The following is a 14,298-nucleotide window of genomic DNA, read 5'->3' on the forward strand; positions in this document are numbered from 1 at the left end:
GGGACGTTTGTATGGGCCGAGAGTAGGGTGTCGTCATGGGACACCGCGAAGATCTGCTCGAGGGCGCCAAGCGCTGTCTGTTGCAGAAGGGGTTCATGCACACCACGGCGCGCGACATCGTCAAGGAGTCGGGCACCAACCTGGCGTCCATCGGCTACCACTACGGCTCGAAGGACGCCCTGCTCGCGCAGGCATACGTCGAACTGGTGGAGGACATGTCCGTCGCCTTCGACGGCGGCACGGAGGGCGGGCCCGGCGGTGAGCCCGGCGGTGAGCCCGGCTCGCTGGAGCGGTTCACCGACGTGTGGTCGAACATCATCGGCACCATGCGCGGCCCCGGCTCGCTGTGGCGGCTCAGCATGGAGATCGTGGCCATGGGCGACGACATGCCCGAAGTGCGGGACCACCTGGCCCGAGCCCAGCGGGAGGGCGCGCGCGGCCTGGTCACGCTCTTCATGGGCGGCCGTGAGGAGGACGTCCCGAAGGAGACCGTGGACACGCTCGGCGGCTTCTACGTCACGCTGTTGATGGGGCTGATGGTCCAGTGGTCGTTCGACCGGGAGAACGCACCCGACGCCGACCGGCTCACCGAGGGCCTGCGCCAGGTGCTCGAGGCCGCCGGACGGCGCTGACGCGTCTTTCGGTCCTCACAGGCGGTGCGCCTTCAGCGCCATGTGCAGCAGCAGCCGGTCCTCGCCGTCGTCCAGGTCCAGGCCCGTGATCTGTTCGATCCGGGACAGGCGGTAGTACAGGGTCTGGCGGTGGATGCCCAGCCCGGCGGCCGTGCGGCCGGCCTGGCCCGCATGGTCGAGGTAGGTCTCGGCGGTCCGGGCGAGTTCCCGGTGCACCGGGAGGAGCAGGGGGCCGACGGCGGGGTCGGGGGCGGCCCGACGGGGCAGCGCGGTCAGGAGCCGGTAGGGGCCGATCGACGACCAGCGGGCGACCGGGCCCAGGCGGGGCTCGGCCAGGGCCGCGCGGGCCGCCGCCGACGCCTCGCCCCAGGCGGTGGACAGTCCGACGAGGCCGGAGCGGGGCGTGGCGATCCCGGCGGCCGAGGCGGTCGCCCCCGGCGCGGCGGACCGGTGTCCGGGACCGCTCGCGCGGGTTCGCTCGAGCAGCCGGCCGGCGGCCGTCGTCGCCGGGGTCAGCACGTCCGGGGCGCGCAGCCGCAACAGCAGGACCAGCGACACGTCCGAGGCGCCCCACGGCAGGGTGCACAGGGCCGTGGCACCCGGCACCGTACGCACCGACGGGGCGTCCTCGGGGCCGGCGGAGGGCCACGGGGCCACGCACACCAGCGTGTACGGTCCTTCGGCGCGGCCGCCCAGGGCGGAGCGGAGCTCGGCGACCGCGAGGTCACGCTGTCCGTCGCGCTCCGCGCCGAGCACCGCCCGCAGCTCGCGGGTCAGATCGGCACCGTGCTGCGCCTCGTCGGCGAGCAGCGCCCCGATCCGGGCGGTCACCCCCATCGCCGCGCCCAGCTGCTCCCCGGAGGGGCCCGGCTCGTAGTCGAGCAGCCAGACATAGCCGAGGACGACGCCCCGATGACGTACCGGCAGACAGACGCGGCCCCGGTGCACACCCGCCTTTGGAGTGCGCGGGATACGGACCGGGCCCGTCGCGCGGGTGATGCCGAACCCCTCGAACCAGGCCCGGACGGCGGCCGTCGAACGGCGGGTGAGGATCGAGCGGGTGCGCACCGGGTCGAGGGCGGACGGATCGAGCTCGCCCTCGCTGTCGTACGCGCCGAAGGCGAGCAGCTCGAAGTCACGGTTCTCCAGGGTCGCCGGAGCGCCGAGCAGCTCCGAGATCTCGTCCACCAGCTCCTGGTAGTCATCCCTGTGTTCCGACGTCACCCCGGCATTGTCCCGTAGAACCGCGCCGCCTTCATACATCTGTCTGAGATCGGTGGTACGGATGCGTGACAGCTGTCGATGGCCCACGATCGGATGGATCCCTAGGTTTCACGGTGGTTCTCCGTGCCGTACCCGAAGCGACGGGTCACGGCCATTTCGCAGCTTGTGGAGGTGCCCCGTGCTGGGTCCCGTGATTCTCGCCGCCTCGCGCAGCGACCGGATGCGTCGCCTCGTCTCGGCGGCCCCGGTGACCAAGCAGGTCGTCGACCGCTTCATCCCCGGTGAGACCGTGGACGAGGTCCTGCCCGTCATCGAGGAGCTCACCGGCAACGGCCTGGAGCTGACGATGGACGTCGTCGGCGAGGACATCACCACCCCCGAGCAGGCCACCGCCGCGCGTGACGCCTACCTGGAGCTCATCGGCCGGCTCGGCCCGCTGGAGCTCGGCACCCGCGCCGAGATGTCGGTGAAGCTGTCGATGTTCGGCCAGGCGCTCCCCGGCGGTCACGAACTCGCGCTCGCCAACGTCCGTCCGGTCGTCGAGGCCGCCGCCGCGACCGGCACCACGGTCACCCTCGACGCCGAGGACCACACCACCCTCGACTCGATGTTCGCCATCCACGACGAGCTGCGCAGGGACTTCCCGCAGACCGGCTGCGTCATCCAGGCCTACCTCTTCCGCACGGAGGAGGACGCGCGCCGCCTCGCCGCGAACGGCAGTCGCGTACGGTTGGTGAAGGGCGCCTACAAGGAGCCCGCCGAGGTCGCCCACCAGTACAAGCACGAGATCGACAAGGCGTACGTGCGCATCCTGCGGACGCTGATGGAGGGCGAGGGCTACCCGATGATCGGGTCCCACGACCCGCGCCTGATCTCCATCACCCAGGAACTGGCCCGCACCGCCGGCCGCAAGCTCGACGAGTACGAGTTCCAGATGCTCTACGGCATCCGCGGCGAGGAACACCTGCGGCTGGCCGCCGAAGGCCACCGCATGCGCGTCTACACGGCCTACGGCACCGACTGGTACGGCTACTTCATGCGCCGTCTGGCGGAGAAGCCGGCGAACCTGCGCTTCTTCCTGCGCTCGATGGTCAGCAAGGGCTGAGCCCGAGCACCACCGCTCAAGCACTCACCGCTCAAGTCAAGGAGTACGGAAACCATGGACGCCGTGACCCAGGTCCCCACGCCCGTCAACGAGCCGGTGCACGGCTACGCCCCCGGCTCGCCCGAACGCGCCCGGCTGGAGGCCAAGCTCAAGGAACTGGCCGACAATCCCGTCGACCTGCCCTGCACCATCGGCGGCGAGAAGCGGATGGGCGGCGGCGAGCGGTTCGACGTCGTGCAGCCGCACAACCACAAGGCGCGCCTGGGCACCTACGCCAACGCCACCCAGCAGGACGCCCAGGACGCGATCGACGCCGCCCTGGCCGCCGCCCCGGCCTGGCGCGCGATGTCCTTCGACGACCGGGCCGCGATCATCCTGCGCGCCGCCGAACTGCTGTCCGGCCCCTGGCGCGAGACCATCGCCGCCTCCACCATGCTCGGCCAGTCCAAGACCGCGCAGCAGGCCGAGATCGACAGCCCCTGCGAGCTGATCGACTTCTGGCGGTTCAACGTCCACTACGCGCGCGGCATCCTCGCCGAGCAGCCGCCGGCCAACTCGCCGGGCGTGTGGAACCGCATGGACCACCGCCCGCTGGAGGGCTTCGTCTACGCGATCACACCGTTCAACTTCAGCGCCATCGCCGCCAACCTGCCCACCGCGCCCGCGCTGATGGGCAACGTCGTGCTGTGGAAGCCGTCCCCGACCCAGACCCACGCCGCCGTGCTGCTGATGCGGCTGCTGGAGGAGGCCGGGCTGCCCAAGGGCGTCATCAACCTCGTCACCGGCGACGGCATCGAGGTCTCCAAGGTCGCCCTCGAGCACCGCGACCTCGCGGGCATCCACTTCACCGGCTCGACCAAGACCTTCCAGCACCTGTGGAAGACGGTCGGCAACAACATCGAGAAGTACCGCACCTACCCGCGCCTGGTCGGCGAGACCGGTGGCAAGGACTTCCTGGTCGCCCACCCGAGCGCCGACCGCGCCGTGCTCAAGACCGCCCTGACCCGCGGCGCCTTCGAGTACCAGGGCCAGAAGTGCTCCGCCACCTCGCGCGCGTACATCCCGGCGTCGATCTGGAACGACGGCTTCAAGGAGGAGTTCGCCGCCGAGGTCGACTACCTCACCATGGGCGACGTCACCGACCTGTCGAACTTCATCGGCGCCGTCATCGACGAGCGGTCCTTCGCCAAGAACAAGGCCGCCATCGACCGGGCCAAGGGGGACCCGTCCTGCACCATCGTCGCGGGCGGTTCCTACGACGACTCGGTCGGCTACTTCGTCCGCCCGACCGTCGTCGAGTGCTCCGACCCGGAGAACGAGGTCTTCCGTACCGAGTACTTCGGCCCGTTCCTCGCCGTCCACGTCTACGACGACAGCGCGGCCGACGCGTACGACGCGATGCTGACCCAGATGGAGTCGGTGTCCGACTACGCGCTGACCGGCTCGGTCGTCTCGGGCGACCGCGCGGCGGCGGCGTACACGATGGAGAAGCTGCGCTACGCGGCGGGCAACTTCTACATCAACGACAAGTCGACCGGCGCCGTCGTCGGCCAGCAGCCCTTCGGCGGCGGCCGTGCCTCGGGCACCAACGACAAGGCCGGCGCCCCGCAGAACCTGATGCGCTGGACGCTGACCCGCGCCATCAAGGAGACGCTGGTCCCGCCGACCGACTACGCGTACCCGCACATGGGCTGACGCCCCCCGGCACCGGGCGCCCCCCCGTACCGCTGCCGCAGCCCCGTCGGACGGGCCAGGTCGTACAGGCCTGGCCCGTCCGACGTTTTCGCAGGTCGCCGCGGTGTGACCGGGGCCGCCGTCTCAGATAGTAGGAAGTCCGAGTAATTGTGCAGACAGATGCGCCGGGCCCCCTTATTTTTGTAGGAGCCGAACGTCTCGCTCGATCAAGCGAACGGCGGTAGCGAGCCGGGCCCCGTGCAGGCAACCCCTGCGGCCCCCGCTCCCCGCCCCCTCCGGTGACGCGTTTCCCCCGCTGTGCCCCCGCGCATTCCCGGCTTGTCGAAGGAGTCGATTCCCCATGGCCGAGACCACTGTCCGCCGTCGTGTCCGCCACGCCGCCCCCGCGAGCGAGTCCGACCGCAAGAACGCCGCCGCCGCCCTCCAGCGCGCCCTCGACCGCCGCGACAACGGCGGCTCGACCGGCCACTGAGCCGCGCCGGGCCGCACTGCACCGCACCGCGGCTTCCTCCCCCGTGGATGTCCGCATCCCGGACAGTCCGTGTCAGAGCATGGGACGAGGAGTAGGGTGCCCGCATGTCTCGCAGCATCAATCTCGCAGTGATCCCCGGTGACGGCATCGGCCAGGAAGTGGTGGCCGAAGGCCTGAAGGTGCTCTCCGCCGTCCTCCCGCAGGACGTGAAGCTGGAGACCAAGGAGTACGACTTCGGCGCCCAGCGCTATCACGCCACCGGTGAGACCCTCACCGACGCCGACCTCGACGCGCTGAAGCGGCACGACGCCATCCTGCTCGGCGCCATCGGCGACCCGAGCGTCCCCTCCGGCGTCCTGGAGCGGGGCTTCCTGCTGAAGCTCCGCTTCGCCTTCGACCACCATGTGAACCTGCGGCCGTCGAAGCTCCTGCCGGGTGTGGCCACACCGCTCGCGGGGCAGCCGGAGATCGACTTCGTCGTCGTCCGCGAGGGCACCGAGGGCCCCTACACCGGCAACGGCGGCACCATCCGCAAGGGCACCGAGCACGAGGTCGCCACCGAGGTCTCCGTGAACACGGCCTTCGGTGTCGAGCGCGTCGTCCGCGACGCCTTCGCCCGCGCCCAGGCCCGCCCCCGCAAGAAGCTCACCCTGGTCCACAAGAACAACGTGCTGACCTTCGCCGGCCACCTGTGGACGAACGTCTTCGACAAGGTGGCCGAGGAGTACCCCGAGGTCACCACCGACTACATCCACGTCGACGCCGCGACGATCTACCTCGTCACCCAGCCCGAGCGCTTCGACGTGATCGTCACCGACAACCTCTTCGGCGACATCATCACCGACCTCGCCGCAGCCGTCTCCGGCGGCATCGGCGTCGCCGCCAGCGGGAACATCAACCCGTCCGGCGCGTTCCCGTCCATGTTCGAGCCCGTGCACGGCTCGGCACCGGACATCGCGGGCCAGGGCAAGGCCGACCCCAGCGCCACGGTCCTGTCCGTCGCCCTCCTCCTGCGCCACCTCGGCCACGACGCCGAGGCCGCCCGTATCGAGGACGCCGTCTCCGCCGACCTCGCGGAGCGCGGCGGCCTGCCCGCACGCAGCACCTCCGAGATCGGCGACGCGCTCGCCGTACGCGTAGCCGGCTGACCTGGCGCGCACACTCGACACCGCTCGAAGCCGCCGGTCGCGACCACCCGGCGGCTTCCGCATGTCCCCGCCGGGTGTCACCATCGACCACCGGGCCGCATTCACCCCGTATTTCCTCCGCCGCCGCCTCCGGGCGATAATCGAACGCGGAGCCGCGGATTGAGGGAATGCTCGGACGTCCTGCCACTGGCCACCGGCCGTACGGGCGTGAGCGCGGCCCGTCACTACAACCGGTGAAGGACACCCACTCATGACCACGCCCACGATCGAGCTCAAGCCCTCCGCCCACCCCCTCTCGGACACCGAGCGGGAGGCGATCCTGGCGGATCCGGGGTTCGGCCGCCACTTCACCGATCACATGGTGACGATCAAGTGGACCGAGGGCCGGGGCTGGCACGACGGGCAGCTCGTCCCGTACGCGCCGATCCCCCTCGACCCGGCGACCCACGTCCTGCACTACGCGCAGGAGATCTTCGAGGGCCTGAAGGCCTACCGCAGGCCCGACGGGTCCGTCGCCACCTTCCGTCCCGAGAAGAACGCCGAGCGGTTCCAGCGTTCCGCCCGCCGCCTCGCGATGCCCGAGCTGCCGGTGGAGACGTTCATCGCGGCGTGCGACGCCCTGGTCGGGCAGGACAAGGCCTGGGTGCCGGCGCACGGCGGCGAGGAATCCCTCTACCTGCGCCCGTTCATGATCGCGACCGAGGTCGGCCTGGGCGTGAGGCCCGCCAACGAGTACCTGTTCCTGGTGATCGCCTCTCCGGCCGGCGCCTACTTCCCCGGAGGTGTGCGGCCGGTCTCCATCTGGGTCTCGGAGGACCGGGTGCGCGCCGTCCCCGGCGGCATGGGCGACGCCAAGACGGGCGGCAACTACGCGGCCTCCCTGCTCGCCCAGGCCGAGGCCGCCGCCAAGGGCTGCGACCAGGTCTGCTACCTCGACGCCGTGGAGCACTCCTGGGTCGAGGAGCTCGGCGGCATGAACCTGTACTTCGTCTACGGGGACAGGATCGTCACCCCCGAGCTCAGTGGCTCCATCCTGGAGGGCGTCACCCGTGACACGCTGCTGAGCGTCGCCCGCGACCTCGGTTACGAGGCCGTCGAGGAGCGGGTCTCGGTCGAGCAGTGGCAGCGCGACACCGAGAACGGCACCCTCACCGAGGTCTTCGCCTGCGGCACCGCGGCCGTCATCACGCCCGTCGGCACCGTCAAGCGGGCCGGTGGCGAGTGGCAGCAGAGCGGCGGCGAGCCCGGCGAGGTCACCCTGCGCCTGCGCCAGGCCCTGCTCGACATCCAGCGCGGCACGGCCGAGGACAAGCACGGCTGGATGCACCCGCTGGGCTAGAAGACTCATGAAGATCTTGGTGAGTCTTCCAGCCCCTGGGCACCCGCCGGACCGCGCACCGCGGCGGTCCGGCGGGTGCGCGGTCCGGGCCGGCCGCAGCGGTCCCGGCTCCACCGGCCCCGATACCCCGCTCCCGCCTCCCCGGCCGCCGCGGACCGGACACCCAGCGCCCGCATCCTGAGACGGACGGTGATCGCGGGACCGCTCTGTGCCAGACTTCCCCCCGTGCTCTCGTTCGCCACGATTATTGGCAGCAGGCGCGCCGGTCCGCAGTGACCGCACGTACGACAACGTACGGGCGGACACCGTCGTCCTCGACCCGCGCGCAGACCTCTCGCACCCGCGAGAGGTTTTTCTGTTTCCTGGCCCACCTCAAGCCGGGGACCGGGCGCGAGGGAGCATGGGGGGCGGTGGAACCGGTCATTCCGGTAGACCGAGATCCAACATCAGGAGCCTTCAGACCATGACCGCAACCAGCGAGCCCGACGACTCGTTCCACGTCTTCGACACCACCCTGCGCGACGGCGCCCAGCGTGAGGGCATCAACCTCACCGTCGCCGACAAGCTGGCCATCGCACGGCACCTGGACGACTTCGGCGTGGGTTTCATCGAGGGCGGCTGGCCCGGCGCGAACCCGCGCGACACCGAGTTCTTCGCCCGTGCCCAGCAGGAGATCGACTTCCGGCACGCCCAGCTGGTCGCCTTCGGCGCCACCCGCCGCGCCGGCACCACCGCCGCAAAGGACCCGCAGGTCAGAGCGCTCCTCGCCTCCGGCGCGCAGATCATCACGCTGGTCGCCAAGTCCCACGACCGCCATGTCGAACTGGCCCTGCGCACCACTCTGGACGAGAACCTGGCGATGGTCCGCGACACCGTGGCCTTCCTCAAGGCGCAGGGGCGCCGGGTGTTCGTCGACTGCGAGCACTTCTTCGACGGCTACCGCGCCAATCCCGAGTACGCCAAGTCCGTCGTCCGCGCCGCCTCCGAGGCCGGCGCGGACGTCGTCGTCCTGTGCGACACCAACGGCGGCATGCTCCCCGCCCAGATCCAGGCCGTCGTCTCCACGGTGCTCGCCGACACCGGCGCCCGGCTCGGCATCCACGCCCAGGACGACACCGGGTGCGCGGTCGCCAACACCCTCGCCGCCGTCGACGCGGGCGCCACCCACGTGCAGTGCACGGCCAACGGCTACGGCGAGCGCGTCGGCAACGCCAACCTGTTCCCGGTGGTGGCCGCGCTGGAGCTCAAGTACGACCGGCAGGTCCTGCCCGAGGGCCGGCTGAGGGAGATGACGCGCATCTCGCACGCCATCGCCGAGGTGGTCAACCTGACCCCCTCCACCCACCAGCCCTACGTGGGCGTCTCCGCCTTCGCCCACAAGGCCGGCCTGCACGCCTCCGCGATCAAGGTCGACCCCGACCTGTACCAGCACATCGATCCCGAGCAGGTCGGCAACGGCATGCGGATGCTGGTGTCCGACATGGCCGGCCGCGCCTCCATCGAGCTCAAGGGCAAGGAGCTCGGCATCGACCTCGGAGACGACCGCGAACTGGTCGGCCGGGTCGTGGAGCGGGTCAAGGAACGCGAGCTCAAGGGCTACACCTACGAGGCCGCTGACGCGAGCTTCGAGCTCCTGCTGCGCGCGGAGGCCGAGGGCAGGCCGCTGAAGTACTTCGACGTCGAGTCCTGGCGCGCCATCGTCGAGGACCGCCCCGACGGCACCCATGCCAACGAGGCCACGGTGAAGCTGTGGGCCAAGAGCGAGCGCATCGTCGCCACCGCGGAGGGCAACGGCCCGGTCAACGCCCTGGACCGGTCCCTGCGCGTCGCCCTGGAGCGGATCTACCCGCAGCTCGCCAAACTGGAGCTCGTCGACTACAAGGTCCGCATCCTCGAGGGCAAGCACGGTACCCAGTCCACCACCCGGGTCCTGATCTCCACGTCCGACGGCGCGGGGGAGTGGTCGACGGTGGGCGTCGCGGACAACGTCATCGCCGCGTCCTGGCAGGCCCTGGAGGACGCGTACACGTACGGCCTGCTGCGCGCCGGGGTCGAACCGGCGTCCTGACACGACGGGTCCGGCCCGGCGGGGACGGTCCGTGGCGGTGTGCGGTGTGCGGTGCCGCGTGGTGACGCGCGGTGCTGCGAGGGTCGCGCGGGCCGTGCGGGAAATCCCTGCCGGGCCGGATGTCCGTTTCCGGCCCGGTTCGGGTAGCTTCGAACATATGAAGGACGCGCTGACGCGTACCCTCGTACGCCTGCTGATCGTGCCGGTGGCCGCCGTTCTGGCGGTCCTGATGGCCGGGGCGCCGGGTGCGCACGCGGCCACCGACCTCTCGACCGTGGCCCAGGCCCTGCGCGAGAGTCCCGTCTACGTCGATCCCGAGGCGACCGGCATCCTGTCCGAGTCGGACGCCGAGGCCCTCGCGGCCAAGATCGAGGACGCGGACAAACCCGTCTTCGTCGCGGTTCTCCCGGCCGGATACCCCGCCGAGAACCTTTTCCGGAACCTGCGTACCGAGACCGGGATCACCGGACTGTACGGCGTCCGCCTCGGTGACGAGTTCGACGCGCGCGCCGACAGCGGCGTGCTGAGCCGTCAGGGCGTGGGGAACCTGGTCACCTCCGCGCAGGGCGCGGGCGACGCCAAGGCCCAGCTGAACGACTTCGTCGACGACGCCCTGCGCAACATCGGCGGCTCGGCGCCCGCCTCCTGGAACGAGGGCGGCGGCGAGGTGCCGGTCGGCGGGCTGATCGCCGTCGGCGCGGTGGTGGCGGTGGGCGGCGCGGGCGCGTACACCGTGGTCCGCCGCAACCGCAGGCGCCACGAGGAGGAGCAGCGGGCCGCGCTGGAGAAGCTGCGGGTGGTGGTCGACGAGGACATCACCGCGTTCGGCGAGGAACTCGACCGGCTCGACTTCCACCCCGGCGAGCCCGGCGCCGACGACGCCATGCGCGCGGACTACGAGCGCGCGCTGGACTCCTACGAACTGTCCAAGCAGCTGATGGACGGGGCGGGCAGGCCAAAGGACGTCCGGGCGGTCACCCAGGCCGTGCAGGACGGCCGCTTCGCGCTGGCCGTGCTCGCCGCACGCCGTGAGGGCCGGCCGCTGCCGGAGCGCCGTCCGCCCTGCTTCTTCGACCCGCGTCACGGCCCGTCGGTCGCGGACGCCCGCTGGACGCCGCAGAGCGGCACCGCGCGGGAGGTCCCGGTGTGCGCCGCGGACCGGGACCGCCTGGCCGACGGACTGGAGCCGGTGGCCCGCGAGGTCGACACCGACTCCGGCCGCCGCCCCTACTGGGAGGCGGGCCCGGCCTACGGTCCCTGGGCCGGCGGCTACTTCGGCGGTGGCATGCTGCCGGGTCTGCTCGTCGGCACGATGCTCGGCAGCATGATGGCGAGCCCCGCCTACGGTGCCGACTACGGCGGCGGCTACGGCGACTTCGGTGGGTACGGCGGTGGAGACGTCTCCGGCGCCGACTTCGACAGCGGGGACTTCACCGGCGGTTTCGGCGGGGGAGACTTCGGCGGTGGCGGTGGCTTCGGCGGCGGGGACTTCGGCGGAGGTTTCTGACGCGGACGGCGGCGTGGGACTGATCGCGGCGCCGTGGGCGGGCCGGTGGAGGTGGGGCCGCGCTTCCCGGCTCCTCCGGCACGGGGGCAAACGTGCGCGCGGCCGGGGAGAGCGGGTGGTCCAGGCACGCCTGTGGTGGGGGTGCGCCACCTGGTCGACCGGGGGCGGCGGCACGAGGTCGCGCCTCGCCTGCACGCCGGGCGGGCTCGACGGCTTGCGGTGGGCGGGGTGGAGTGGTGCACGCGGTGGGAGCGGGTTCAGGGCCGGGCGTCATGGCCCGGCAGGCGCCGGCCCGGACGCCGTATCCGGCTCCGGGCCACTGCCGTTCTGAACCCAGGTGCTCCCGAGGGGGCGGCGAAGCTCACGCCTGCTTGATCGCCGAGATGTCGAAGTTCAGCTTGATCTTGTCGGAGACCAGGACGCCGCCCGTCTCCAGGGTCGCGTTCCAGGTCAGGCCCCACTCGGAGCGCAGGATCTCCGCCTTGCCCTCGAAGCCGACGCGCTCGTTGCCGAAGGGGTCCTTCGCGGCACCGTTGAACTCGAGGTGGATGGTCAGCGGCCGGGTGGTGCCCAGGATGGTCAGGTCACCGGTGATGCGGTAGTCGTCGCCGCCGAGGGCCTCCGCCTCGGTGGTGCGGAAGGTCATCGTCGGGAACTCGTCCGTCTTGAAGAAGTCCGCGCTCTTCAGGTGGCCGTCACGGTCGGCGTTGCCCGTCTCGATGCTGTCCATCACCACGTCGACGGTGGCCGTGGAGTTGGACGGGTCGGTGCCGTCGAGGTGCAGCGTGCCGGTGAAGTCCTGGAAGCCGCCCTTGACGTTGGTGACCATGGCGTGCCGGGCGACGAAGCCGAACGTGCTGTGCGCGGGGTCGATCGTGTACTCGCCGGTCAGCGCGGCCAGGTCCGGGTTCACCGCGGTGGTGGTCGCGGTGGCTGTGTCGTCGTCCTTGCGGCCGAAGATGCCCATGGTGTTCCTCCTGAGAGATCACGTTGAATGTTCAACTAACTCGACAGGGTCCACCGTAGAGCCATTCTCTTCAAGTTTCAACATCTTCCGCGAGAGTGTCGCGATGGAACCGCCGGATGGCGCGGTACTCGCCGGTCATGCCCTCGGCGGCGGTCTTGGTGGAGCTGCTGCGGCGCGACACGTCGGGCGGCCGGGTCGGAAGTGCCGGGAGCGCTTCACGCGGAGCGCCTGCCGCCTCCCGGAGCGCCTGCCCGGGGACTCCCGCGGTATGCCACTCGACCTGACCGTCCACTTCCCCGGTGAGCGCGAGCGGAACGGGCCTCTGTCCCCGCGCGTCCGGTTCGTCATGCCCCGGCCGGTGCTCGCTCGGCGGCCGTGCGGCCGGCCGGCGGCGCGGAGGACGTCTGCGACCTCGCGCCGTACCACCCGCGTCGCGCGGCTCTGCTGCCCCGGCGCGACGCCCGGTGCCCGGCCCACAGCCTCGCTCGCCGTCTCCGGCAGCGGGGCCACCGCCGGTTCCCCTCTCCCCGGACACCGCGTCGACCGCGCCCTTTGCCTGTGCGGGAACCTCCTCGGCGCCGAACGGGACACTGCGCCCGCCGGGGAACACGAAGCAGCCCGGCACCTCCCGCTTCACCCGCGCGGCCGGTACGAGCGCCTCGGGAATGTTCGCCGGATGGTTCAGGGAGACGCCGAGAGCCTCAGGGCGGAACGACCGCACCTCGTCGCGCAGCCGGTTGTGGCCGGGCATCTGGAGGTCGAGGACCCGGACCTCGCGACCGGCCGCACGGGCGGCACCTCCACCCGCTCCAGGCCGAGTGGTTCGAGCCGGACGGACCGGGTGCGCAAGGACGTCCCCTTCGTGTCGGACAGGCCGGCCGCGTGCCCGCCCGTACGCCCGGCCGGCCGCATCCCGCGGCACGCAGGAGTGATCCTGCGGCGCGGCGTACCAACCGCCGGGCGCCGGGGCACCGCCCGCTGACGGGGAACGGCGCGCGTCAAAACCGGCCGGGCGGACGGACTCTTGCACTGGCGAGGTGCACCGCGGTGGGGGTGTCCTGGATGACGACGACCCGCAGCGACAGCACATGGGAGACCGACTTGTGACCACCACCGGCTCCGGTTTTGCCTACGACCCCCCGGCGGACCTCGCACGCGGCGCCGCCCCTGCCTCCGCCCCGGCGGCGGAGCGCGGCCACGGGCCGCCGCCACGCACGGACCGGCACGTCGCCCTCGTCACCGGCGCGTCCTCGGGCATCGGCGCGGCCACCGCGCGGCGCTTCGCCGCCGAGGACTGGCAGCTGCTGCTCAGCGGCCAGGACCGGCGACGGCTGGAGGAGACGGCGTCCGGCACCTCGGCGGTCCTCCTGCCCGCCGACCTCGCCGCGCCAAAGGGCGCGAAAATGCTGGCGGAGGCCGCACTGCGGGAGACCGGACGGATCGACGTGCTGGTCGCGGGGGCGGGCATCGGCTGGGCGGGGCCGTTCCTGACCATGCCGCACACCGACATCGACCGGGTACTGTTCCTGGACCTCAACGCGACGCTGCACCTCGTACGGGAGGTGCTGCCCTCCATGGTGGCGGCCGGCAGCGGCCGGGTGGTGCTCGTCGGCTCGGTGGCCGGCGCCGTGGGCGTACGGGAGGAGGCGGTGTACTCCGCCGCCAAGGCCGGACTCGCCGCCTTCGCCGAGGCGCTCCGGCAGGAACTGCGCGGGACGGGCGTGGGGGTGACGCTCGTCGTGCCCGGCCCCGTCGAGACGGGTTTCTTCGCCCGCCGCGGCAGGCCGTACCATCGTTCGCTCCCGCGCCCCACCTCGCCCGGCCGGGTCGCGGGCGCGGTCTGGGACGCCGTCTGCCAGGGCCGTGACGACGCCTACATCCCCACCTGGCTCACCCTCCCGCCCCGGGTACGCGCCCTCGCTCCCGGTCTCTACCGCAGACTCCTGAACCGCTTCGGCTGAGCCGCGGCCGCGTGTCACTCCCGTGGGGGTAGGAGCCGTCGATGAATGTGAGGCGACTCTCAGGTGGCGCCTTTGTGTGACCCCTACAAGCCGAAAGTCCTCTGAGCAGTCGGAATGGCTGCATTCCGGCATGGTTCTGTCCGGTGCTACCAGGAAAACACCCCGGAGACTGTGAGGAGT

The 14,298-nt window shown here is 71.6% G+C and carries 11 protein-coding genes and 1 pseudogene; 9 read left to right on the top strand and 3 right to left on the bottom strand.

Annotated elements, in window-relative coordinates; translation table 11 throughout:
- Nucleotides 1–35: 35 nt before the first annotated feature.
- The gene (locus ACWZEH_RS24740) at nt 36–632 is read left to right on the top strand and encodes a TetR/AcrR family transcriptional regulator (RefSeq protein WP_456193305.1); all 597 of its coding nucleotides are present in this window, start codon (nt 36–38) and stop codon (nt 630–632) included.
- A gap of 15 nt (nt 633–647) precedes the next feature.
- On the opposite strand, the gene ACWZEH_RS24745 is transcribed toward ACWZEH_RS24740, so the two are convergent.
- Complete coding sequence (locus ACWZEH_RS24745) at nt 648–1,895, bottom strand: PucR family transcriptional regulator (RefSeq protein ID WP_456199803.1); 1,248 nt, start codon at nt 1,893–1,895, stop codon at nt 648–650.
- A gap of 139 nt (nt 1,896–2,034) precedes the next feature.
- On the opposite strand from ACWZEH_RS24745, the gene ACWZEH_RS24750 reads away from it, so the two are divergent.
- The 7 genes from ACWZEH_RS24750 (at nt 2,035) to ACWZEH_RS24780 (ending at nt 11,190) form a co-directional block, all read left to right on the top strand.
- Nucleotides 2,035–2,961: a proline dehydrogenase family protein gene (locus ACWZEH_RS24750; RefSeq protein ID WP_456193306.1), complete on the top strand. Its 927-nt coding sequence runs from the start codon at nt 2,035–2,037 to the stop codon at nt 2,959–2,961.
- A 54-nt stretch (nt 2,962–3,015) separates the two neighbouring features.
- Nucleotides 3,016–4,656 (top strand): L-glutamate gamma-semialdehyde dehydrogenase, encoded by a 1,641-nt coding sequence (gene pruA / locus ACWZEH_RS24755; RefSeq protein ID WP_456193307.1) that lies wholly within the window; start codon nt 3,016–3,018, stop codon nt 4,654–4,656.
- Nucleotides 4,657–4,996: 340 nt separating this feature from the next.
- A complete protein-coding gene (locus ACWZEH_RS24760) occupies nt 4,997–5,128 on the top strand; it encodes a hypothetical protein (RefSeq protein WP_456193308.1) in 132 nt (43 codons plus the stop codon).
- Between the two features lie 104 nt (nt 5,129–5,232).
- Nucleotides 5,233–6,276: a 3-isopropylmalate dehydrogenase gene (locus ACWZEH_RS24765; RefSeq protein WP_456193309.1), complete on the top strand. Its 1,044-nt coding sequence runs from the start codon at nt 5,233–5,235 to the stop codon at nt 6,274–6,276.
- Between the two features lie 250 nt (nt 6,277–6,526).
- Nucleotides 6,527–7,615, top strand: a complete 1,089-nt coding sequence (locus tag ACWZEH_RS24770; protein WP_456193310.1) for a branched-chain amino acid aminotransferase — start codon at nt 6,527–6,529, stop codon at nt 7,613–7,615.
- 463 nt (nt 7,616–8,078) lie between these two features.
- Nucleotides 8,079–9,683: a citramalate synthase gene (cimA, locus tag ACWZEH_RS24775; protein WP_456193311.1), complete on the top strand. Its 1,605-nt coding sequence runs from the start codon at nt 8,079–8,081 to the stop codon at nt 9,681–9,683.
- A gap of 157 nt (nt 9,684–9,840) precedes the next feature.
- Nucleotides 9,841–11,190 carry a hypothetical protein gene (locus ACWZEH_RS24780; protein WP_456193312.1) on the top strand — a complete coding sequence of 450 codons (1,350 nt, stop codon included), beginning with the start codon at nt 9,841–9,843 and terminating at the stop codon, nt 11,188–11,190.
- A gap of 361 nt (nt 11,191–11,551) precedes the next feature.
- On the opposite strand, the gene ACWZEH_RS24785 is transcribed toward ACWZEH_RS24780, so the two are convergent.
- Nucleotides 11,552–12,157 carry a YceI family protein gene (locus ACWZEH_RS24785; protein WP_456193313.1) on the bottom strand — a complete coding sequence of 202 codons (606 nt, stop codon included), beginning with the start codon at nt 12,155–12,157 and terminating at the stop codon, nt 11,552–11,554.
- Nucleotides 12,158–12,613: 456 nt separating this feature from the next.
- Nucleotides 12,614–13,030 (bottom strand): annotated as a pseudogene (locus tag ACWZEH_RS24790) (cobalamin B12-binding domain-containing protein); the annotation flags it as partial.
- 230 nt (nt 13,031–13,260) lie between these two features.
- Between ACWZEH_RS24790 and ACWZEH_RS24795 the strand changes: the two are divergent.
- Entirely contained in the window at nt 13,261–14,118 is an 858-nt protein-coding gene (locus ACWZEH_RS24795) for an SDR family NAD(P)-dependent oxidoreductase (RefSeq protein WP_456199805.1), read from the top strand.
- The last annotated feature ends 180 nt before the right edge of the window (nt 14,119–14,298 follow it).

The organism is Streptomyces yamdrokensis (assembly GCF_053890455.1).